Here is an 18,959-nt window from a genome sequence, read left to right on the forward strand (position 1 = left end):
CCATGCCCAAACAACCGCCGCGAAGCGCATCATCATGAAAACCTGTTTTGCCCTGCTCGCCTTGACCGCCTGCCTGCCGGCCGTGGCCGACACCTACCGCATCGATCCCGACCACGCCAATGTGCGCTTTGCCATCGACCACTTCGGCACCAGCACCAACACCGGCGGCTTTTACCGGCTCACCGGCACCATAGACTACCGCCCCGAAGCCGAAACCGGCAGCGTGCACATCCGCATTCCCACCGCTTCGGTGAGCAGCGGCAACCCCGAATTCGACCACCATCTGAAAGCAGCCGACTTATTCAATGTTGCGCGCCATCCCGAAATGGTTTTCGAATCCACCCGTTTCCGTTTCGACAACGGCCGGCTCAGCGCCGTTGAAGGCCGGCTGACCCTGCTCGGCCAAACCCACCCGCTCACCCTCACCGCCCAACGCTTCAACTGCTACATCAGCCCGGTGAAATTGGCCCAAGTGTGCGGCGGCGACTTCAGCGCCACCCTCCAACGCAGCCGCTGGGGCATGAACTACCTGAGCGGCATCATGCCCGATGAGGTGCGCCTCGACATCCAAATCGAAGCCGTCAAACAAGGCAAACCCGGCGCCTTTTCCGAACGCCGTGACGGCACACGCTGAATACATTCTCCCCGCTTGAAATCAGCCGCCGCACCACCATTTGCCCGATTCCCCAACCTTTTTTCAAGAAAGCACATCATGATCAAACTGCACACCAATTTCGGCACCATCGGCATCGAGCTCGACCACGAAAAAGCCCCCGTTACCGCCGCCAACTTCGAGCAATATGTCAAAGACGGCTTTTACGACGGCCTGATTTTCCACCGCGTGATCAAAGGCTTCATGATCCAAGGCGGCGGCATGGACGAAAACATGAACGAAAAAGCCACCCGCGAGCCGATCCAAAACGAAGCCCAGAACGGCCTGAAAAACGACAAATACACCATTGCCATGGCCCGCACCCAAGCGCCGCACAGCGCCTCCGCCCAGTTCTTCATCAACACCAAAGACAACAGCTTCCTCAACCACACCGAACCGAGCCTGCACGGCTGGGGCTATGCCGTATTCGGCAAAGTAGTGGAAGGCCAAAACGTGGTGGACGAAATCGAAAACGTGGCCACCAAGCGTCACGGCTACCACGATGACGTACCGGTCGATCCCGTGGTCATCACCAAAGCCGAAATCGTTTAATCCTCCCCCAAACAGGCTACCTGAAACCGCTGTTTGCGTTTCAGGTAGCCTCTTTTCCGATACCGAGCATCTCATGAACCAAACCGCCGGCATTTACCACAAACGCCTGCACAAACTCAGCTATTACACCCGCCACAGCCTGCTCGGCGTGTTGCCGCATACATGGCTGGCACGCAACGGGCAAGACGTCCTGCGCGAATTTTCCCGCCTCAACCGCGAACAACAGCAAGCCTTGCACAGCCGGGTGGACTACTACAACCGGCTCAGCGGCACACACACACTGCATGGGGCAAGCACTGCCGTCGGCAGCTTCAAAAAATGCGGCCATTCCGCTTATTTCTATGATCTGGCCGCCCTGCTGCGCTATTTCCCGGCCGACAAACGCTTCTTATACGAATTCGGCGATGTGACCCACATTCCCGAGCAACCCGCGTTTGTGAAAAGCCGCCCAATTGCCGATAACAATCAAAACAGCGTGCTGCTCAAGCTCGACAGCGTGCGCCATTTCTATATCTACCCCGATCCGCACTGTTTTACCCACAAGCAAGACAGCTTGGTTTGGCGCGGTGCCGCCCACCAATGCCAGCGCCTGCGTTTTCTCGAACAGTATCACAACCATCCGCTCTGCGACGTTGGCTGCGTCCACCCAAAATCCGCCGGCCAACCCTACCACCGCAGCTTTCTCACCGTGGAAGAACAGTTACGCCACAAATACATCCTCAGCATCGAAGGCAACGACGTCGCCTCCAACCTCAAATGGATCATGGCTTCGCAATCCCTGTGTTTCATGGCCGCACCGCGTTACGAAACCTGGCTGATGGAAGGCCGCCTGCAAGCCGATGTGCACTATGTGCATCTGCAGGACGACTACGCCGATCTAGACGAAAAGCTGGCCTTTTATCATGCCCGCCCGGCCGCTGCCGAACGCATCATCCGCCAAGCCAATGCTTATATGCAGCCCTTTTTCGACCGCAAACTGGAACTCTTAACTGGCCTGATGGTGGTGCAGAAATATTTTGACTGTACAAGCCCCATCAACTGAAACGCATAACCCGCCAGCTTGAGACCTTTGCAAAAGCCCCATCTGCGGCGCATTTCTGCGTTGTGCGTTTATGCCCTATGGGTACTGCTCACTCGCTTGCCTATCGTGTGATATGTCTGTCCTACAGGGATTTCTCACGTTCACACTCGCTGCGCTGCTACGCCTTGAACTGCATCCACATCTGGGGCCTTTGCAAAGGTCTCAGACCGCCATCAAACGGGCAACAGGCTACCTGAAAATTTTTCAGGTAGCCTGTTGCCCGTTTGAATGGTTTCCCCCTGCTTCCCACCTTGGCATAAGCATATAGCCAATCAATATTTGTCTCCCTTCGCTGCTGCTCTATCATCACCTTTTTATCCGATACCGAAACCACATCATGCCGACACGCAGCGAAACCATCCATGAACACGCCCGCCAACACTTGCGCCCCTTGGTCGAACGCATCGACCGCGAAGGGCTTTATCCGAAAGACTACCTGCACGAATTGGGCCGTTTGGGCGGTTTTGCCGCCTTCTTGCGAACCGAAGAAAACGGCCAAAGCGACGCCTTGGCCGAACAAGTGGATATTCTGCGCTCGGTAGCCGCCGAATGCGGCTCTACCGGCTTTACCGCGTGGTGCCAAGCCACTTGTGCTTGGTATCTGGCCATGAGTAGCAACCGTGATGTGCGCAAGCGTTATTTCCGCGCCGTTTCCGAAGGCCGTCTGCTGGCCGGCACCGGCATGTCAAATACGGTCAAGCATTTGGACGGCATCGAAAAACATTTGTTGAAAGCCGAGCCGAACGGAAACGGCTACCTGATCAACGGCGGCTTGCCTTGGGTATCGAATATCGGCGACGAACACGTATGGGCGTGCACGGCACAAACCACAGACGGCGGCTATGTGATGTTTATGGTGGAGGGTTGGCGCGACGGCGTCAGCCTGAAGCGCAGTCCCGAATTTTGCGCCCTGGAAGGCACTCGCACCTTGAGCGTGCGCTTTAAAGACATGGAAATCACTCCTGCCGACATCTTGGCCACGCCCGATGAGTTTCCCGACTATCTCGCTCGCATCAAACCCGGCTTCCTGCTGCTGCAAAACGGTTTTGCCGCCGGGATTATCGACGCCGCTCTGTCGGTTATCCAAGACAGCTGCCGTTCGGGCAATCCCGCCAATGCCTATTTGCCTGACAGCGGACAAAGCCTGCAAAATGATTTCGAGCATTGGCTTAGCGACAGCACCCCGCTCTACGCTGCGGCTCAGCAAGGCCGCCAACCTGCCTTACCGGTATTGAAAAGCCGTGCCGAAGCCAGCGAGTTGGCCTTACGCGCCGCCCAATCGGCCGTGCTGCATGCCGGCGCCAAAGGCTACCTGAAAAACCACGCTGCACAGCGCATCATGCGGGAGGCTGTTTTTGTGGCAATTGTTACGCCTGCGCTCAAACATCTGCGCCGAGAAATTGTGCGCCTGGAAGAAACGGCTGTGGCGATTTAAGCAGCAGATTACCCTGATCCAGCAAAACAGCCGGCAATCCTTAAACGATTGCCGGCTGAACTGTGAACACACTCAGTGCTGAGCTTCCGCTGCCATTCCAATACTCAGGTTTATTCCGATTGTTTTCAAAGCCATACACGGTTGGCCAGCATAAAACGACAGCGTGAGACCTTTGCAAAACCCCCATCTGCGGCGCATTTCTGCGTTGTGCGCTGCTCGCTCACTTGCCTATCTCTATGATATGTCTGCGTTCGCTGCGCTGCTACGCCTTGAACTGCATCCACATCTGGGGGTTTTGCAAAGGTCTCAGCGTGCCAATTTGTGGATAGCATCTAAGCTGCTCAGCTCGATTGAGCCAAACAATAAATAAAGGCTGAGGCCGTTTTCCTATCTGACAGCCTCAGCCCTCTATGCGTTTACTTTAACGGTAATCATCAGAAGAGTGCATCAATTTCTTCAGAAGAGCCGCCGCCGCTGCCCCTGTTGCTGCCGCCTCCGTTATTAACCGGCGGAATCACCACTTCAGGCACCACAGGGTTGTTGCCCGCTGCAGCAATATCGTCTGCATCCGGAGCGGCACCACGGTTATCAATCGCCAAACGCGGGCTGGTGGTTTGCTGCTCTTGCAGGAAGTATTCACTGCCTTTGCGCACCAAACCTTGCGGCACCGGCATCTCTTTTACCGGCACGCCTTTCAGCGCATGGCGCATATAGTCGATCCACACAGGCAGCGCGATGGTACCGCCGAAAGCAGCGCGTCCCATGCTTCTAGGCTTATCGAAACCGATATAAACCACCGCAACCAAATCCGGGTTGAAACCTGCAAACCAAGCGTCTTTATTGGCATTGGTGGTACCGGTTTTGCCGGCCAAGTCGCTACGGCCCAAAGCATTGGCCCGGGTAGCCGTACCGCGGCGAATGACGTCCCGCATCATGCTATACATGATATAAGCGTTACGCGGATCAATCACTTGGGGCGCATTTTCGCCGGCCACCAACGGTTTCATTTGTGCCCGCAAGCGGCCCTCTCCATCTTCGATACGGTCAATCACATAAGAAGAGATTTTGTAGCCGCCGTTGGCAAATACCGCATAAGCTTCTGCCATCTGCAGCGGCGTTGCCGAACCACTGCCCAAAGCCATAGACAAAGCAGCCGGAACTTGCTGGGCGTTAAAGCCGAAACGTTGTACGTATTTGTGCGCTTCATCAATACCCATGGCCATGACAATACGAATGGAAACCATGTTTTTCGAAGCAGTTAAAGCCTGGCGCAAGGTAATAAAACCAGAATATCGGCCGTCGGAGTTTTTCGGACGCCATGGACGACCGCCGGCACCCATACCCGGCAACTCCAAAGGAGCATCGTTAATGGTGGTGGCCGCTGTCATGCCTTTGGCCAAAGCAGCAGAATAGACAAACGGTTTGAAAGTAGAACCCGGCTGGCGCTCTGCTTGAGTGGCCCGGTTAAAACTTTTACTGTGGAAGTCAAACCCACCCACCAATGCACGGATGGCCCCTGTTTTACTGTCCAAGGCCACAATGGCACCCTGCAACTCAGGCACTTGGCTGATTTGCCAACCGCGATCCAGCTTGCGCACTCGAATGAGGGCGCCCGGACGCACGGAAGCGTCCCCCATATTCTGATTATTGATGGTGCGGGCAATATTGCTCACCGTATTACCGCCCAATTTAATACGCTCTCCGCCTTGCAAATAAACCTCTATTTGCGAACGGCTGGCTTTCAACACAACAGCAGGAACCAAACCGTCAACCGTGTAAAAACCGTTCAAATATTGGTCCAGGTTTTCATCCAACACATCGGCTTCGATTTTACCCAGGTCCAAGTAACCCTCTGCACCACGGTAGGCACCCACGCCAAACCCTTTCAAAGCGCGACGCAAAGCGGTGGTGGCTACACGCTGGCTTTCTGTGTCAACCGTGGTGTACACACGGAAACCGCTGGTATAGGCCTCTTCTCCGTATTTATCATACATCTCCTGACGCGCCATCTCCGCCACATACAAGGAGTTCTGGTCAATATCAACCTGCTGCCGCTCGTACACCAACTTCTCAGCCAAAGCCTGTTCACGTTGCTGCGGTGTAATCATCCCCTCCTGAACCATATTGTTCAGAATATATTCTTGCCGCAAACGAGCCCGCTCAGGATTCACAATCGGGTTATAAGAAGAGGGAGCTTTGGGCAGGCCGGCCAGCATGGCCGCTTCGGCCAAACTCAACTCTTGCACCGGTTTGTTAAAATAAATTTGAGAGGCCGCAGCAAACCCGTAAGCGCGTTGGCCCAAGTAAATCTGATTGAAATAAAGCTCTAAAATCTGATCTTTAGTCAAAGACTGTTCGATTTTATATGCCAGCAAGGCTTCATTGAATTTGCGCGTATAAGTCCGCTCATTGGTCAAATAAAAATTGCGCGCCACTTGTTGGGTAATGGTGCTGGCGCCGGACTGCACACCGCCGGCTTGAAAGTTTCCGATCACCGCGCGCATCACTCCAGTGGTATCCACACCCCAATGCTGATAAAAACGCTTATCTTCCGCTGCCAACACAGCATCCTTCAACACTTTCGGAAACTGGTCAATTTTCGTGAATGCTCGGCGCTCTTCGCCATATTGGCCGATCAGTTTGCCGTCTGAAGAATAAATCATCAAAGGCATACGGGGCTGATAGTGGGTAACCGCCTCCAAGGTAGGCAGCTTGGGGTAGGTCACCATAACCGCAATCGCAAGCAAGCCGATACCGAACAGCAGCAATCCGATCAACAACCCAAATACAGTAGTAAAAAATTTTCTAACCATAATGAAAAATATTTCTATCTATAAAGACTTTGGCTAAAGTAAACTATACTCAAATTTCTGCAAGGAAATGCTAAACCTTGTATTCATTCAGCAATGGCCGTAAGATGATTTTTCAAAGGGAGTTCCAAGTATGAAAATATCAAAAAATTCAAATAAATCAAATAATAAATCAAAAAAAATTTCAGCAGCAAAGGCAGCTTGGGGATAGATGTTACACCGAATACCATCAGCATGGTACACCTTTCAGGTAGCACCCCTGACCGGCTGAAACTGGAAAAATATGCCATCCAGCCTCTTCCGAAAGGCATTATTATAAACGGCAATATTGAGGATTATGACCAACTCGTATCATATTTACAACAAACTTACGAACAGCTCGGCACCAGTTGCAAAAATATCACAGCCGCCCTTCCTCAGTCCCTAACCAATACTCAAACTTTGCATTTTGACTCTCGAACCTCCGATTTATCATTGGAGGAGTTCGCTGAGCTTGAGGCCAGCCAAACCATAGGCTCAAGCGATCTGAGCTTTGATTATCAGATTACTGCCGACTCCCATGATGGCAATGTACAAGAAATCGTTCTGGCTGCTGCAAAACGTGATGATGTTAATTTGCGGGTTGATGCATTTGAAGCTGCTGGCATTGCTTTGTCACAAATGGATGTAGATACTTTCGCCGTTGTGAACGCATTCTCTATCTGGATTGATCAGTTTTCGTCTGATTTGGAAAATCAGAAATTAGCTGTCTTCTACGTCGATGAAGAGCAAATGAAAGCATTCATCCTGCAAAATGGCCAAATTCTATACAAACAGGAAACCAATTTCGGCAATAAACAGTTGACGCTTAATATCCAGCGCCAATATAAGCTGACTGAAGACGACGCTTGGCATCTCCGATTCAAAAATACGAAACCGGCAGACTTCCAATCAACAGTCGCGAATCACTTCAATAATCAATTGACCCAGGAAATCCAACGGGTTTTGCAGTTTTATTACACCACAGTCAGCAGTGACTATCAGGAAAATATCAAGCATATTCTCATTGCAGGATGCCCATTTATGCAACCTTTCGGGTTGGCTGAAAATGTTTATTCACAAACTAATATTCCGACGCAACAGGCTGAACCGGTCTATAGCGTACAGGCTAACGCCCAGACAGAAAATCCACACTTTAACTTAGAAGCCGGACAATTGGCGGTTGCCTTCGGTTTGGCTGCGCGAGGATTATAAACATGACGCCCTTAATCAAAATCAATATGCTGCCTTACCGTGAGCAGCTGGATCAAAAGAAAAAGTCCCAATTCAATCGTTTGATGCTTTTATCTTTACTAGCAGGAATTGGGCTGTGTGCATTCACTTATATGACCCTGAGCGGCATGAAACTTAATCAAGAGTCAAGAAATCAGCAACTCACCACCGGGATTGCTCTTTTGGATGAAAAAATTCAGGAAGTAGCCAGCTTAGAAAAGGAAAAAGCAGCCTTCTTAACTCGTAAACAAAAAGTAGAAGAATTAGAAAATAAGCGCTTTGAAGCAGCACGTATTATTGATATGCTGAATGCAGTTGCACCGGAAGGAGTATATTTAACCAGCATCAAAGCGACTGATCACAAAAACTATACTTTGTCTGGTAAAGCAACAAGCGATAGCAAGATTGCTGACTTTATGCGCGTTATTCCCACAACTCATGTATTTGAGCAACCTGCGCTGTCCAGTATTAAAAAGGTAGATGCCGTACAAGAGTTCGAATTGACCGTTGCCTTATCAGCCACATCTGTTAGCAAACAAGCAGAAACATCAACTGATACGGTCCAATGATTTTTTAGGGAGTAAAACGTCATGGCTACAAATATCGACTTAAATACTTTATACAAGCAAGGGAAAGCTACACAAATCGGAGTTGCAGCACTTATTATCTTGATCACCTTAGGCATAGGCTACATAGCAATATTTAAAGACCAATGGTCTGAAATTGAAACTTTACAAGGGCAAGAAGAGCAATTGAAACAGGATTACGCAAATAAAGCTGCCCAAGCAGCTAACCTTCCTGTTCTAGAAGAGGAATTGAAACAGATTCGCACAGCTTTTAATGTCCTGTTAAAGCAATTGCCTACTGATGCAGAAATCCCAAATTTAATTCAGGAGCTCCATCAGGCAGGTGCAAAAAACAGCATGCGTATGAACAGCGTAAAACCTTTGCAGCCCATTAACGATGATAGCGTTCAGCAGCTACCTCACGAGATTTCCATCTCAGGAAGTTATGAGCAGATTGCACAATTTACTCGCGATGTTGGCCGTTTGTCCAGAATCGTTACTTTAGATAAAATTACTTTGTCTCCAGCAAATGAAAAAGACGAAAACACGGGTATGCTCACTTTAAGTGCCAATGCCAATACTTATAAAGCCTTAGAGATTGATGAAGCAGCTGCTAGTAGTGCTTCTGCTGCCGAGTAAGTGAAAGTAATATATTAAAGGATTACGCTATGAAAGCAAATTTACTTTCGTTTCCCATAGTATGCTGCTTAGCTGCCTGCTCTATGCCCGGAAGCGATTTAGATGATTGGATGCAAGAAACGCAACGTCAAGCTGAGAACAGTGTTCGTCCAGTAGAGGTCCCAACGCTGTCTAAGCCGGCCCAGTATATTGATCCTGTCATCAATGGATTAAATGTTTTTGACCCTAAACGTATCAGAGCCAACCAACAAACTGGAGTAAACGCCCCTAACCCCAATAGGGTCAAAGAGATTCTAGAAAATTTCAGTTTAGAAAGTGTCCGTTATGTAGGATCAATCAAACGAGGAAATCAGGTATCTGCATTTATAGAAGCCAATAATCATACTTACACAGTTCGCATCGGTAACTATATCGGTCAGAACCATGGAAGAATTACCGCCATCACGCCTGATAAAATCATCGTCAATGAATTGGTTGAAAACAGTTATGGTGAATGGGAAAATCGCCCGGCCGAACTGGGTTTAAATGAAAAAACTGAAGACTCAACTGGTAACCAATCAAAAACCAACTAAACTTTAAGGGATTAACGTTATGAAAATTAAAAAGTTGAAATATCTAAGCACTTTAGGGTTGGGCTTGGCAATTCAAAGCGTTTTTGCCGGAAATATTACAGATATTAATGTATCCGCCTTACCCAATAACCAAAAAGTCATCAAAATTCGTTTTGATCGCGATATGATCAAACCGAATGGCTTCATCACTACCGCTCCTTCGCGCATTGCATTAGATTTCGCAGGCACGGGATCCAATCTCAATCAACCTGTTTTGCAATACAATGACGATTTATTAAGTCAAATTGCTGTTGCCCAAGACAACACTAAAACCCGTGTCTTACTGAGTCTGAACAAACCAGGCCAATACAATGCAGAAATAAAAGGCAATGAAGTATGGGTATACATTAACGAATCCACGCATACTACTGCCCAAACACCCACCAGACATCAAACAGCAGCCCCTGCTTTGCGTCAAGAAACAGTAACCATCACTGAATCGGCCTCAAAAGCAAACTCTTCTGCTTCCTCAGAAAGCAGCAACATCGCCAATATCAATGTAGATTTTAGAAAGGGTGCCAATAATACGGGGATTGTTGAAATCAATCCGGCTGGATACCGTGGCAATCCCGACATTAAACAACACAACGATCGCTTGGTTATTCTTTTCAAAAACAACCAAATCCCTATTGCTGCCCAGCGAAATTTTGATGTAACGGATTTCAGTACTCCTGTCCGCACGGTAAGTTTACGCCGCCTGGGTAACGATACGGAAATCACCATCCGTACACAGGGCAACTGGGAATACAAAACCAGCCAAAGTGCGGGACGCTATATGCTGACCATCTCACCCAAAACCGTTGTAGCCGAGTCCGGCAGCGATCGCCGTCAGCGAAACTTCAATGGAAAACGTATTTCTCTAGATTTTCAAGATGTTGAGGTGCGAACCATCCTGCAAATTTTGGCCAAAGAATCTGGTATGAATATCGTTGCCAGCGACAGCGTTTCTGGCAAAATGACTCTATCTTTGAAAGAAGTACCCTGGGATCAGGCTTTAGATTTGGTCATGCAAGCGCGAGACTTAGACTACCGTCGCAATGGTAATATTATCAATGTTGCGCCACGACAAGAATTGGTTGATAAAGAAAGAGCCGTTCTAGAGGGACGCAAAGCAATTGACGAACTGGGAGCACTCCACTCCCGAACCTTCCAATTACGCTACAAAGATGTCAACGAATTCCGCAAAATTTTGAACATCAGCGACGCCGGAGGATCGTCGAACTCGAATGACCGTAATTCTCTTTTAAGCAGCCGGGGCAGCGCTGTTATCGATCCGGCAACCAACACGCTCATCATCAAGGACAATGCCAATGTAATCAAACAGTTTGAAGATTTGATTGCCCAATTGGACGTGCCCGCCCGCCAAGTGATGATTGAAGCACGTATTGTGGAAGCTGATGACGGCTTTTCCCGCGCACTGGGCGTGCGTTTCGGATTCGGTAGCGAAAACGGAGGCACCAAAATAGGAGGACGTGCTTCAGGATCACTGGGAGATTTCGGTAGCAGCCGCTGGGGCATTCCCAATGTCAATTTGCCCATTAGCAGTCCGACTTCCGCTATTTCTGTCATCAAAAGTTATGCAACAGGCGCTTTGGGTTTAGAACTCCAAGCAATGCAGGAACAAAATCGCGGCAAAATTATTTCCAGCCCTCGTGTGCTGACCCAAGACCGCAAACAGGCTACGATCAAATCAGGTACGGAAATTCCGTATCAAGAAGCCACTTCTAGCGGAGCCACCAGCGTGAGCTTTAAAGAAGCCGTATTGTCCATGATTGTGACACCGCAAATCACACCTGATGGCAATGTAATCATGGACATCCAGCTGAATAAAGATTCGGTTGACAGGAACTGTAGTGTACAAGGCACCCCCTGTATCAGCACCAAAGAGCTGAATACCAAAGCTATGGTAGAAGACGGAGGCACCATCATCTTAGGTGGTATTTACGAAGAAGAAAATTCAACCGGCGAGTACAAAGTGCCTTTGTTGGGTGACATTCCGGTAATCGGCAACCTGTTCAAAAGCACAACCCGTTCCAATACCAAACGCGAGTTGCTGATTTTCTTGACCCCCCGCATTATGGGTGGGGAAGGCAATGTTTTGCGTTATTAATAACTGAGGTCGCTTTTTATTGAGTGATTCGGTTACAATGCCTGCTATGAAACACATAGCAGGCAATATTTTTTTAATCGGCTTAATGGGGGCAGGCAAAACCACCCAAGGGAAACGCTTGGCGTCTTTATTGCATTATCCCTTTATCGACAGCGATCAAGAAATAGTGCAACGCACCGGTGTCAGCATTGCCACCATTTTCGAACTAGAAGGAGAAAACGGCTTCCGCAACAGAGAAACAGCGGTAATCGATGAATTAAGCCGCCGTCTCCCCGTCGTTCTAGCTACCGGAGGCGGTGCGGTATTACGCGAAGAAAACAGAGGCTACCTGAAATCCCGGGGTACCGTTGTCTATCTGCACGCCGTGCCCGAAGTACTCTACCAACGGGTGAAAACAGACAAAAGCCGGCCTTTGCTTCAAGTGACAGACCCCTTAGGTAAATTAAGCGAGCTATATCGGCAGCGCGACCCTCTGTACCGCGACACCGCCCACATCGTAGTCAATGTGACGGCCCAACAACCCTGCCAACAGGCCACCCGCGATTTGCTTCTACAACTGAAACAATATTTTGCCTCAAAGATATGATACAAACACTCGACGTACACACCCCGGCGCACAGCTATCCCATTTATATCGGATCCGGTTTGATCAGTCATGCGGCAGATTATCTCCGCCCCCATCTGGGTAGTCGCGCCGCCATCATCACCAACACCACTGTCGCTCCTCTCTACCTGCAAGCAATCGAAACCGCCTGCCGCCAACTCGACACAGACTGTTTCAGCATCATTTTGCCGGATGGCGAAGCATACAAAACCGCAGAATCACTCAACCATATTTACACCAGTCTTTTAGAGAACCATGCCGACCGTCAAACCACCATTCTGGCTTTGGGCGGCGGAGTCATCGGCGACATGGCAGGTTATGCTGCCGCCACATATCAACGTGGCATCCCCTTTGTTCAAATTCCCACTACCCTGCTGAGTCAGGTCGATTCCTCTGTCGGCGGTAAAACCGGTATCAACCATCCGCTGGGCAAGAACATGATTGGCGCCTTTTATCAACCGCAAGCCGTCATCGCCGACACAGACTGCTTGCGCACCTTGCCGGCACGAGAGTTTTCCGCCGGCATGGCAGAAGTGATCAAATACGCCTTGTTGGGCGATGCAGAATTCTTGTCTTGGTTGGAAGAGCACACGCCGGCCATCATGCAGCAGCAGACCGACTTGCTGGCCCAAACCATTTACCGTTGCTGCCAAATGAAAGCCGACATTGTCGGCCAAGACGAAAAAGAAAAAGGCATCCGCGCCCATCTCAACCTTGGACATACATTCGGTCATGCCATCGAAGCCCAAATGGGCTACGGCAACTGGCTGCATGGCGAAGCTGTAGCGGCCGGCATGGTGTTGGCCTGCCGTTTGTCGGAGCACAAAGGCTACCTGAAAACATCAGATACCCAGCGCGTTATCCGTTTGCTGCAAACCGCCGCCCTGCCCGTCTGCTCGCCTAAATTTGATGCCGGCACTTGGCTGGCCCACATGCAGCACGATAAAAAAAACCAAGCCGGACAAATCCGGCTGGTGATTTTGCAAAAACTGGGACAAGCCACCGTAGAAGCAGGCTTGAACCGGGAAACCATGCAAGCGCTGTTGCAGGACGACTAGTCTAGTTTTCAGGTAGCCATCATTTCATCTATCGCCTTAGTTGACATATAAGTTGATATTTTTAAGCGATACACGTCCCTAGATAAAACACAGCTGCTCAGTCATCTAGGCTACCTGAAAACAAAAGCGACTCTCTCAGATAGTCTGCCACAACCCGTTAATCTTCAGTGCCTTCTTTATGAATGCCGATCTGCAAAAGCAACTCAACATCACCGATGCCACAGTAAAAAAACTGGCCAAACTACATATTCACACGGCTTGGGATGCAGTTTTGCATCTGCCTTTGCGCTACGAAGACGAAACCCACCTGACCCCCATACGAGACGCCCCCATCGGGACATCCTGCCAAGTAGAAGGCATGGTGCTGCACCAAAACCTCCAATTCAGGCCGCGCCGACAACTGATCGTGCAGATACGCGATGCATCCGGGAGCGTACTGCATCTGCGCTTCCTGCATTTCTACCCCAGCCAACAAAAGCAAATGGCAGTAGGCAAAACCATCCGCGCCATCGGTGAAATCCGACACGGTTTTTTCGGCGATGAAATAGTGCATCCGAAAATTCGCGAGGCCACACATAGTCTCGCCGAAAGCCTCACGCCCATCTATCCCACCGTAAACGGTCTCAGTCAATCCACTTTACGCCGCATCATCCGCAAGGCCCTGGAAATCTTGCCCTTAAGCGACACTCTGCCAGAAAACCTGCGCACTGCATTGCATCTTCCGCCTCTTGCCGACAGTCTGCGCCTACTCCACACACCACCACCCGAATACAGTCCGCACCAACTTCATAACCGCGCATTGCCTGCTTGGCAACGCCTCAAATTTGACGAACTATTGGCTCAACAACTTTCCATGCAACTGGCTCGCAAAAAGCGACTTTCCGGCAATGCCATACCGCTACGCGGAAACGGTCGTCTGTACCACTGTTTAATCAATAGCTTGCCTTTTACCCTGACGCCTGCCCAACAGCGTGTCTTAACAGAAATTCAAAATGATTTATCCCAGCCTCATCCGATGCACCGCCTATTACAAGGCGATGTTGGCAGCGGCAAAACCATTGTGGCAGCACTCTCTGCCCTGAGCGCATTGGAAGCAGGAGCACAAGTTGCCGTCATGGCACCTACCGAAATCTTAGCCGAGCAGCACTATATGAAATTTAAGCAATGGCTGGAGCCTCTTGGGATAACGGTTTCTTGGCTTTCAGGTAACCTGAAGAAAAAAGAAAAAGATCAAGTCAAAACTGCTTTGGCAGATGGCCATGTTCATTTGGCCATCGGTACCCATGCCTTATTTCAAGAAGACGTGGCTTTTCGACAGCTGGGGCTGGTTATCGTGGACGAGCAACACCGCTTCGGGGTCGAACAACGCTTAGCTCTCAAAAACAAAGGGCGCGACGTCCATCAATTAATGATGTCTGCCACGCCAATACCGCGCACTTTGGCGATGAGTTTTTTTGCCGACTTGGATGTTTCCGTCATTGACGAACTGCCTCCTGGACGCACCCCCATTCAAACCCGCCTGGTTAACAGCGCCCGACGGCATGAAGTGGAAGGCCTCGTTTTAGCTGCCTGCCAAAAAGGGAAACAGGCATATTGGGTCTGCCCGCTGATTGAAGAAAGTGAAATATTACAATTACAAACTGCCACAGAAACCCAAGCCGAGCTACAAACAGCACTGCCGCAATTAAAAATCGGTTTGTTGCATGGAAAAATGAAATCTGGAGAAAAGGCGGCAGTAATGGGAAATTTTGCCTCAGGCAAAATAGACGTACTGGTAGCCACGACTGTCATCGAGGTGGGCGTAGATGTGCCCAATGCCGTTTTAATGGTCATCGAACATGCTGAGCGCATGGGCTTGGCACAACTTCACCAACTGCGCGGCCGAGTGGGCCGTGGTAAAGACACCAGCAGTTGCGTATTGTTATTCAGCGAACCATTGAATGAATTAGCCAAAGCCCGGTTAAAAGTGATCTACGAACACCAAGACGGCTTTGAAATCGCCCGTCAAGACTTGAATATCCGCGGACCGGGTGAGTTACTGGGCGCCCGACAGAGTGGTGTACCCATGTTGCGTTTTGCAAGCTTGGAAGAAGACATCAATTTATTAGAAACTGCACGTCAGCTGGCTCCCAAACTTATCCGCCATGACTCCCTAACCGTAACTGACCATTTGTCACGCTGGCTAAGCAAGCGCGAAGAATTTTTAGGCACATGAAGGAACTTGAAGCACAAGGTTCTCGAACATGTTCAAAGTTATGAATTGATTCTCGTACAACCGGATTTATTACTAGCGGCTGCCATGCTTGGGCACTCAAACACCTGCCCTGCCGCTGTAATATACAAGGACTTCGTAAATCCTGATCTATTTGGTTTTAAATAAATGTAAAAGGTATTAATGTCACCGCCAGTCACTACGGCTTGTAATTGATAATTTCCATCAGCAACCGTGCGTTTTCCGTTTACTAAACTGTTTAATCCAGTAACGCTATAAGTCGGTAAATTTTTTACCTTACGCTGTCTCATCTCAGCTACCAATTCAACTAATTCATTTTTAGCAGTTGCCAAATTTGTTCGCTCGACGTAATGAGAATAAGAGGGTACGGCAATAGCGGCGAGGATACCGATAATTGCCACTACTATCATCATTTCAACTAAAGTGAAACCGGCAGCAATAGTGAAACCGACAGCAATATTTTTCCTGGTCTTAAAGATATTGTCTTTCATGCTCAATCTGCCTATTCCAAAGCCTACCGATTATTCGTATATTCAACATAAGATTCTAAAGTCACCACCGTATTTGCATTTTGTCCCCAAGCTCGTGCTGTAATCCGGTAAATTGCTTTACTCTCCAGAGGACTACCCAAACGCTCGACCACATAACAAGAATTATTAGTTTTCGATGAGCCATTGGAGCATTCAACTTCCGCTCCCCCTGGAACCAAAATACCTTGGTCCCAGATTGGCTTGCCGCGCTGCTCAGCCACATTACCTTTACATAGACCGTTAACACAACTCGGAGTGCCGCCGCTTACATCAAAATCAGCATGCGTATGGTTAACAATAAAGTGTTCCCCATCTGCTAAAGCCGCCTCTGCTTTAGAGAATGCAAACTTCCTGTCCGCATCATTTGAACTGATACGCATTTCTGTATTGGTAGATTGCATGCTGGCGATAACAATAAATGCGATGACAAGCATCATGATCAGAACAATAAATAAGGTAAACCCTTGAGGTTTATTTTTTACAACCCGGCACATACATTGCCTCCCCGCACATTGGCTCTGATTAGATATTCGTTAAAACGACCGTGGGTTTGATCATTATTTGACAATTGCAAGCGCAATTCTAATATTGCAGGCATAGAAGATACCCGTCCTATGGCCGGATTATTTTTTAAATTAATATAACTATCACTAAATGTAGCTTCAGTATTAGTACCACACCCCGCATAAGTAGTTGTAATATCCATACCATGAATATTCGCTACCAAAAGCTGTGGGCCTTGCCACTCACCGTTTGGAGCCAGAGTAAATCGATATAGCCCCATCGAACCCGTGTCATCAACACCAGCAACCCTACCTATGGCATAAGCGTTTACATGTAATTGAGAAAGTGTTGTTTGCGGCGTATAAAAAATCAAATCGTCGTTAGTCAGCGTATCTTGCCTTGGTAAGGCTCCGTTCACTCTCACATCACCGTTACTCACAGTTACGCCATCAATTTCCATTTTAAAACATGAAGCTAATGCAACCCTACCTCCCGCTGCCGCCCAAGCAGCCACATTACTACTTGTTGAAACGGTAGCCGAACCGCTTACAGGTTCCGGATTAATACCATACGAAAAGACCAGCGGATCTCCTAACAGCTCAAAACTATTTTGATTGAAAGCCGAACGAACATTGTTGATATTAAAAACGCTTACACCAGAAAATTTTTCATCTCCCAGCTGCAGTTGCAAACCTTTAGCAGAATCATTGATACCAGGAAAAGACTTTTGCTCTAAGTTTCCCAGATTGAAGCAACCAAATGAACCTGCCATCCGAGCATCTCGAATAATCATTTCTGCTGCTGCACGCAAATCTTGTTGTGCGGCCAGACGATTCTCTGAAGTACGCTTCATAGTATTGGTAATAGTGTAGGTAGTACCGATTGCTAACAAAACAATGATCCCCAAAGAGCTGGCTACCAAAAATTCAATTAAGGTAAAACCTTTGTTCGAATTGAAACCTAGCTTGCAGGCTGCAATACTTTTATTAACCCTTTTATGACGAAGCAGCATTATTAGCTCCCCACTTGTAAGCTATAAGAAAAATCAAACGTATCGTTGTCGTTTACTTCTTTCCAAGCAACAGTAACCGTACCATCCTTGCCAATAGTGTAAGTAATGGTGCTCGCACCTGGCAAAGCTCTTCTTAAGTCGGCTTCAAAATTATCTCGATGACAATTAATAACCGACGCACGTGCTCCACTGCACTTTGTGATATTCGTAGAACCAGATAAATTTAGATTGCCACTTTTCTCATAACCGGTATATCTGGTCACATCTTGCGGTTGTGTTCTAATATCTGGATTGGAAAGCATCCCTTCCGCTAAATTTTGCACTGCCTGAGCAACTCTGGTTTGCATCTCTGCCTCCCTAACAGTACCCACCGACTTCAATTGAGCCAGCATTAAAGCCATGATGCCAAAAGCCATGATAAATACAGACACCAATACTTCTAATAAGGTCGCACCTTGAACTCTCTTATTATTCAGAATATTTTTCTTGTTCTTTTTCATCTCCAGCACCTATGCAATGTTTATATGTGAATAACAATTTATCTCTATTAATTTTTTGAAAAAGCACAGCTCTGACCATAGTCGGAAGAAGTCAAATTAGATAACCTGGACTTTTCCACATTACCCTTACATGTTACTGCTCTACCGCCAGGAGCCAACAAAGTCATTCTTGCCTGAGTATTGTCAGAAGCTACAATCCTTACGTAATTCTGAAAGAATTGATATGGAACATGGGTACCATTTTTTTTACCAACACCGAAACTACCATTAGGCAAGAAAATAAAACGATCCATCTCTTGTGGATTTTGTAAATCCAAACCTAAACCTCTTATTTCAATACTGGTATCACCGTCAATCAATACTGAACGTAAATCAATATCCTGATTGGCTGTCGTGATGCTGCTTTCATAATCAGAATTACCATTACTGTCTACGAAAGCCAAGATCGATTGCCCTCCCGACTGATCGCAACCATTATTGGGTTTTCCGTCACTCTTCAAAGTAACCCCGCCACATACAACAACCGGTTTATTCAAGCGGACAGCCTCAGCACGAGCAAATTGAAAAAGGGTTGTCACTCGGTCAATCCTATTAGCCAATCTCTGCCCGGCAATAAAACTCTGCATACTGGGAAAAGCAATGGCCGCCATAATGCCGATCAGAGTGACCACAATCATCAGCTCAATCAAGGTAAAACCGCTTTGTTTTTTTAATTCTTTATTCATGGCCTTATATTCTTTGAATGATTCAAATCAAATTTGAAACTTTGAAGGAAAGGATGCAATATACCGCTTTCAGGTAGCCCATCACT

The 18,959-nt window shown here is 48.3% G+C and carries 19 protein-coding genes and 1 pseudogene; 14 read left to right on the forward strand and 6 right to left on the reverse strand.

Features of this window, described 5'->3' with window-relative positions:
• Window positions 1-34: 34 nt before the first annotated feature.
• The 6 genes and pseudogenes from H3L94_RS06540 to H3L94_RS12475 all read left to right on the forward strand — a co-directional run bounded on the left by H3L94_RS06540 (window position 35) and on the right by H3L94_RS12475 (window position 4,090).
• Window positions 35-634, forward strand: a complete 600-nt coding sequence (locus tag H3L94_RS06540; RefSeq protein WP_182121359.1) for a YceI family protein — start codon at window positions 35-37, stop codon at window positions 632-634.
• A gap of 78 nt (window positions 635-712) precedes the next feature.
• Window positions 713-1,204, forward strand: a complete 492-nt coding sequence (locus H3L94_RS06545; RefSeq protein ID WP_009117820.1) for a peptidylprolyl isomerase — start codon at window positions 713-715, stop codon at window positions 1,202-1,204.
• 73 nt (window positions 1,205-1,277) lie between these two features.
• Window positions 1,278-2,246 (forward strand): glycosyl transferase family 90, encoded by a 969-nt coding sequence (locus H3L94_RS06550; RefSeq protein WP_182121360.1) that lies wholly within the window; start codon window positions 1,278-1,280, stop codon window positions 2,244-2,246.
• Between the two features lie 27 nt (window positions 2,247-2,273).
• Window positions 2,274-2,451: pseudogene (locus H3L94_RS13010) on the forward strand (two-component sensor histidine kinase); the annotation flags it as partial.
• Window positions 2,452-2,622: 171 nt separating this feature from the next.
• Window positions 2,623-3,720: an acyl-CoA dehydrogenase family protein gene (locus H3L94_RS06555; protein ID WP_182121361.1), complete on the forward strand. Its 1,098-nt coding sequence runs from the start codon at window positions 2,623-2,625 to the stop codon at window positions 3,718-3,720.
• A 172-nt stretch (window positions 3,721-3,892) separates the two neighbouring features.
• On the forward strand, window positions 3,893-4,090 hold the full coding sequence (locus H3L94_RS12475) for a lipoprotein signal peptidase (RefSeq protein ID WP_342355427.1): 198 nt from the start codon (window positions 3,893-3,895) through the stop codon (window positions 4,088-4,090).
• A gap of 64 nt (window positions 4,091-4,154) precedes the next feature.
• Here the strand turns inward: H3L94_RS12475 and H3L94_RS06560 are convergent, their stop codons facing one another.
• Window positions 4,155-6,533 (reverse strand): penicillin-binding protein 1A, encoded by a 2,379-nt coding sequence (locus H3L94_RS06560; RefSeq protein ID WP_182121362.1) that lies wholly within the window; start codon window positions 6,531-6,533, stop codon window positions 4,155-4,157.
• Window positions 6,534-6,731: 198 nt separating this feature from the next.
• Here H3L94_RS06560 and pilM point away from each other — a divergent pair, with 198 nt between their 5' ends.
• From pilM to recG, 8 genes are all read left to right on the forward strand, one after another.
• Complete coding sequence (gene pilM / locus H3L94_RS06565) at window positions 6,732-7,763, forward strand: type IV pilus assembly protein PilM (RefSeq protein ID WP_244958722.1); 1,032 nt, start codon at window positions 6,732-6,734, stop codon at window positions 7,761-7,763.
• Between the two features lie 2 nt (window positions 7,764-7,765).
• Window positions 7,766-8,350: a PilN domain-containing protein gene (locus H3L94_RS06570; protein ID WP_182121363.1), complete on the forward strand. Its 585-nt coding sequence runs from the start codon at window positions 7,766-7,768 to the stop codon at window positions 8,348-8,350.
• Between the two features lie 21 nt (window positions 8,351-8,371).
• Window positions 8,372-8,986 carry a type IV pilus inner membrane component PilO gene (locus H3L94_RS06575; RefSeq protein WP_182121364.1) on the forward strand — a complete coding sequence of 205 codons (615 nt, stop codon included), beginning with the start codon at window positions 8,372-8,374 and terminating at the stop codon, window positions 8,984-8,986.
• A 29-nt stretch (window positions 8,987-9,015) separates the two neighbouring features.
• Complete coding sequence (locus tag H3L94_RS06580; protein ID WP_182121365.1) at window positions 9,016-9,558, forward strand: pilus assembly protein PilP; 543 nt, start codon at window positions 9,016-9,018, stop codon at window positions 9,556-9,558.
• 19 nt (window positions 9,559-9,577) lie between these two features.
• Complete coding sequence (locus tag H3L94_RS06585) at window positions 9,578-11,707, forward strand: type IV pilus secretin PilQ (RefSeq protein ID WP_182121366.1); 2,130 nt, start codon at window positions 9,578-9,580, stop codon at window positions 11,705-11,707.
• A 37-nt stretch (window positions 11,708-11,744) separates the two neighbouring features.
• Window positions 11,745-12,293 (forward strand): shikimate kinase, encoded by a 549-nt coding sequence (locus tag H3L94_RS06590; RefSeq protein WP_182121367.1) that lies wholly within the window; start codon window positions 11,745-11,747, stop codon window positions 12,291-12,293.
• Entirely contained in the window at window positions 12,293-13,369 is a 1,077-nt protein-coding gene (gene aroB / locus H3L94_RS06595) for a 3-dehydroquinate synthase (RefSeq protein WP_182123124.1), read from the forward strand. Before H3L94_RS06590 ends, aroB begins: the two co-directional genes overlap by 1 nt.
• Window positions 13,370-13,547: 178 nt before the next feature.
• Entirely contained in the window at window positions 13,548-15,584 is a 2,037-nt protein-coding gene (gene recG / locus H3L94_RS06600; RefSeq protein WP_182121368.1) for an ATP-dependent DNA helicase RecG, read from the forward strand.
• Between the two features lie 38 nt (window positions 15,585-15,622).
• Here the strand turns inward: recG and H3L94_RS06605 are convergent, their stop codons facing one another.
• From H3L94_RS06605 to H3L94_RS06625, 5 genes are read right to left on the reverse strand one after another with little or no spacing between them, the layout of a single operon-like run.
• Entirely contained in the window at window positions 15,623-16,093 is a 471-nt protein-coding gene (locus H3L94_RS06605; protein ID WP_182121369.1) for a type IV pilin protein, read from the reverse strand.
• Between the two features lie 23 nt (window positions 16,094-16,116).
• Window positions 16,117-16,626 (reverse strand): pilus assembly PilX family protein, encoded by a 510-nt coding sequence (locus H3L94_RS06610; protein WP_182121370.1) that lies wholly within the window; start codon window positions 16,624-16,626, stop codon window positions 16,117-16,119.
• Window positions 16,611-17,648 carry a PilW family protein gene (locus tag H3L94_RS06615; RefSeq protein WP_182121371.1) on the reverse strand — a complete coding sequence of 346 codons (1,038 nt, stop codon included), beginning with the start codon at window positions 17,646-17,648 and terminating at the stop codon, window positions 16,611-16,613. The genes H3L94_RS06610 and H3L94_RS06615 overlap by 16 nt, the downstream gene beginning before the upstream one ends.
• Window positions 17,649-17,650: 2 nt before the next feature.
• A complete protein-coding gene (pilV, locus tag H3L94_RS06620; protein ID WP_182121372.1) occupies window positions 17,651-18,148 on the reverse strand; it encodes a type IV pilus modification protein PilV in 498 nt (165 codons plus the stop codon).
• Window positions 18,149-18,195: 47 nt separating this feature from the next.
• Complete coding sequence (locus H3L94_RS06625; protein ID WP_182121373.1) at window positions 18,196-18,873, reverse strand: GspH/FimT family pseudopilin; 678 nt, start codon at window positions 18,871-18,873, stop codon at window positions 18,196-18,198.
• Window positions 18,874-18,959: the final 86 nt, after the last annotated feature.

The sequence above is a fragment of the Neisseria shayeganii genome, from assembly GCF_014054965.1.
GTDB lineage: Bacteria > Pseudomonadota > Gammaproteobacteria > Burkholderiales > Neisseriaceae > Eikenella > Eikenella shayeganii.

Bases quoted from the DNA above. Each gene is read 5' to 3' on its own strand.
- H3L94_RS06540 (WP_182121359.1), top strand. From the start codon at position 35: ATGAAAACCTGTTTTGCCCTGCTCGCCTTGACCGCCTGCCTGCCGGCC.
- H3L94_RS06545 (WP_009117820.1), top strand. From the start codon at position 713: ATGATCAAACTGCACACCAATTTCGGCACCATCGGCATCGAGCTCGAC.
- H3L94_RS06550 (WP_182121360.1), top strand. From the start codon at position 1,278: ATGAACCAAACCGCCGGCATTTACCACAAACGCCTGCACAAACTCAGC.
- H3L94_RS06555 (WP_182121361.1), top strand. From the start codon at position 2,623: ATGCCGACACGCAGCGAAACCATCCATGAACACGCCCGCCAACACTTG.
- H3L94_RS06560 (WP_182121362.1), bottom strand. From the start codon at position 6,533: ATGGTTAGAAAATTTTTTACTACTGTATTTGGGTTGTTGATCGGATTG.
- H3L94_RS06570 (WP_182121363.1), top strand. From the start codon at position 7,766: ATGACGCCCTTAATCAAAATCAATATGCTGCCTTACCGTGAGCAGCTG.
- H3L94_RS06575 (WP_182121364.1), top strand. From the start codon at position 8,372: ATGGCTACAAATATCGACTTAAATACTTTATACAAGCAAGGGAAAGCT.
- H3L94_RS06580 (WP_182121365.1), top strand. From the start codon at position 9,016: ATGAAAGCAAATTTACTTTCGTTTCCCATAGTATGCTGCTTAGCTGCC.
- H3L94_RS06585 (WP_182121366.1), top strand. From the start codon at position 9,578: ATGAAAATTAAAAAGTTGAAATATCTAAGCACTTTAGGGTTGGGCTTG.
- H3L94_RS06590 (WP_182121367.1), top strand. From the start codon at position 11,745: ATGCCTGCTATGAAACACATAGCAGGCAATATTTTTTTAATCGGCTTA.
- recG (WP_182121368.1), top strand. From the start codon at position 13,548: ATGAATGCCGATCTGCAAAAGCAACTCAACATCACCGATGCCACAGTA.
- H3L94_RS06605 (WP_182121369.1), bottom strand. From the start codon at position 16,093: ATGAAAGACAATATCTTTAAGACCAGGAAAAATATTGCTGTCGGTTTC.
- H3L94_RS06610 (WP_182121370.1), bottom strand. From the start codon at position 16,626: ATGTGCCGGGTTGTAAAAAATAAACCTCAAGGGTTTACCTTATTTATT.
- H3L94_RS06615 (WP_182121371.1), bottom strand. From the start codon at position 17,648: ATGCTGCTTCGTCATAAAAGGGTTAATAAAAGTATTGCAGCCTGCAAG.
- pilV (WP_182121372.1), bottom strand. From the start codon at position 18,148: ATGAAAAAGAACAAGAAAAATATTCTGAATAATAAGAGAGTTCAAGGT.
- H3L94_RS06625 (WP_182121373.1), bottom strand. From the start codon at position 18,873: ATGAATAAAGAATTAAAAAAACAAAGCGGTTTTACCTTGATTGAGCTG.